At 74.0% G+C, this 3,010-nt stretch carries 1 protein-coding gene; it reads right to left on the reverse strand.

Annotated features, from left to right (window positions below; all coding sequences use genetic code 11):
• Window positions 1–193: 193 nt before the first annotated feature.
• Window positions 194–3,010: cation-translocating P-type ATPase (locus ESO86_RS14535; RefSeq protein ID WP_165307910.1), on the reverse strand; the 2,817-nt coding region annotated here is incomplete at its 5' end.

Raw genomic sequence — 3,010 nt, forward strand, 5'->3', positions numbered from 1 at the left:
TGCGCGGCCGTCGGCGACAGCGAGGTGCGCCACGCGGGAACGCCGAGGATCGCGAGCGCCGCCCGGACGCCCTCGGGCGACTCGTCGAACGCCGGCCAGTCCCCCGCGCGCGGCCAGAGCGGATCGTGCGAGAGTGCGGCGGACTCGGTCATGGTGCCGACGGTAGCAACGACGGATGCCGCGGGCCCACGCCTCAGCGCGGCCGCGTGTCTGCGATCCCGGACGGACGGACGGCGACGCCGGCCGCGCCGCGCGCCCGGCGACGCGCGACCCTCCGGATGGCGAGCTTGCGGAGTTCCTCCACCCAGAGCACCGACGACGCCATCGCCACGCAGACGGCCCAGTGCATGGCATCCAGCGCCGTCGTGCCGAAGGCGACCTGCAGGGGCGCCCACGAGACGACCGCGAACTGGAGGACGACGGCGAGCGCGACCGCACCCCACAGCCAGCGGTTCGCGAAGACGCCGCGGAACGCGCTCGAGGTCGCCGATCGCGCCGTGAACGCGGTGAACAGCCCGGCGAACACCAGCGTCGTGAACCCGGCGGTGCGCGCCGTCTCGAACGTGTCGGTTCCGCCCGGGATCAGCCCGCCCGGCAGGAACGCGTCCATCGTGAGCAGCGTCGCGACCGCGATCACGACGCCCGTGGTCGCGATGCCGACCCACATGCCGAGGTCGATCGCGCGATCGTGCAGGCCGCGCGGCGGCCTCGCCATGACGTCGTCGACCTCGGGGTCCACGCCCATCGCGAGCGCGGGACCGGAGTCGGTGACGAGGTTGATCCAGAGGATCTGGGTCGCGAGCAGCGGCAGCACGACCGCCTCGTCGGAGGCGCCCGCGAACCCGAGCGCCCCGGCGAACACGACGCCGAGGAACACCGTGAGCACCTCGCCCATGTTGGAGTACAGCAGGTAGCGCAGGAACTTCCGGATGTTGTCGAAGATCACCCGCCCCTCGCGCACCGCATGGACGATCGTCGCGAAGTCGTCGTCGGCGAGGATCATCTTCGCCGCCTCCTTCGTGACCTCGGTGCCCGTGACGCCCATCGCGATCCCGATGTCCGCGGACTTCAGCGCGGGTGCGTCGTTCACGCCGTCGCCGGTCATCGCGACGACGAGCCCCTCGGCCTGCAGGGCGTCGACGATGCGGAGCTTGTGCTGGGGCGCGACGCGCGCGAACACCGACACCGTCCGCACGGCGTCGCGCAGCTGCCGTTCGTCCATGCCGTCCAGGCGCGCGCCGGGGAGGGCGATGCCGTCCTCGTCGATGATGCCGAGGTCGCGCGCGATGCGCGCCGCCGTGGCCGGGTGGTCCCCCGTGATCATGACGACGCGGATGCCGGCGGCGCGCGCCTCCGCGATCGCGGGTCGCACCTCGGGCCGCGGCGGGTCGATGATGCCCACGACCCCCGCGTAGACGAGGTCCTCCTCGGCGGCCTCGTCGAGCCCCGCGGCATCCGCCTGCGCGTCGTCTCCGGCGAGTTCGGGCGCAGGCCGGTACGCGACCGCGAGCGTGCGGAACGCCTCCTCCGACAGCGCCTCGATCTCCGCGAGCGCGTGGGCGCGGCGCACCGCGTCGAGCGGCACGACCTCGTCGCCGACCCGCAGGCGCGTGCAGTGGCGGAGCAGCACGTCCGGTGCGCCCTTGCTGAGCACGACGACGTCGCCGCCCTCGTGCCGGTGCGCGGTGGACATCATCTTGCGCTCGGAGCTGAAGGGCACCTCGCCGACGCGCCCGTACCGGGCCGCCTCCTCCGTGGTGCCGGCGATCTTCCGCGCGGCGACGAGGAACGCCGCCTCGGTCGGGTCGCCCTCGATCTCCCAGGTGCCGTCGCGCTCGGCCAGCTGGGCGTCGTTCGCGAGCGAACCGGCGCGGAGCACGAGCTGGGCCTCGGCGCGCAGCGGCCCGTCGGCGAGCGGTCGCCCCTTCGAGGTGGCCGCCCCCACGGGCGCGTAGCCGACGCCGCCGAGGTCGACCACGCCCGAGGCCGTGACGATCCGCTGGATCGTCATCTGGTTGGTCGTCAGCGTTCCCGTCTTGTCGGTGCAGATGACGGATGCCGACCCGAGCGTCTCCACGCTCGAGAGCTGCTTGACGACGGCGTTCCTGCGCGCCATCCGCTGCACGCCGAGCGCGAGCACGAGCGACATGATCGCCGGGAGCCCCTCGGGCACGGCCGCGACCGCGAGCGAGACGCCGAGCAGCAGCACGGTCACGAACCCGGCCGCCGTGTCGACGCCCTGGACGATGGTCACGGTGAGCATCACGACGATCGCGATGGCGACGACGATGCGGCCGAGCATGCGGCCGAGGTGCGAGACCTCGACCTGCAGCGGGGTGGGCTCCTCGACGGTCTCGTCGAGCATCGTCGCGATCGCGCCCATCTCGGTCGCCATGCCCGTCCCGGTCACGATCGCGCGCCCCGTGCCGCGGCTGACCGCGGTGCCCGCGAACACCATGTCGTGCCGGTCGCCGAGCGGCACGCGCCCCTCGAGCGTCGACGGGTCCTTCTCGACGGGCTCGCTCTCGCCGGTGAGGGATGCCTCGGCCACGCGCAGTGCGTTCGCGCGCACGAGTCGCGCATCCGCGCCGACCCGGTCGCCCTCGGCGAGCGCGAGCACGTCGCCGGGCACGAGGGCGTCGCTCGCCACGGTCCGGAGCTCGCCGTCCCGGAGGACCGTCGAGTGCGCCCTGGTCATCACGGCGAGCGCGGCGACCGCCCGCTCCGCGCGGGACTCCTGCACGAGCCCGAGCACGGCGTTCAGCACGATGATGGCGAGGATCACGACCGCGTCGATCGGCCAGCCGTGCGCCCCCTCGATGAGCCAGGCGGCGACCGAGACGACGACCGCCGCGAACAGGAGCAGGATGAGCGGGTCCGCGAGCTGGGCGACGACCCGGCGCCAGAACGGCACCCGGCGTGCGGGCCTCAGCTCGTTCGGGCCGTGCGTCCGGAGCCGCTCCCCCGCCTCGGCCGCGGCGAGCCCGACGTCGGGGTCGACGCCGAGGCG

Source organism: Agromyces binzhouensis, assembly GCF_004135055.1.
In the GTDB taxonomy this organism is placed as follows: Bacteria; Actinomycetota; Actinomycetes; order Actinomycetales; family Microbacteriaceae; genus Agromyces; species Agromyces binzhouensis.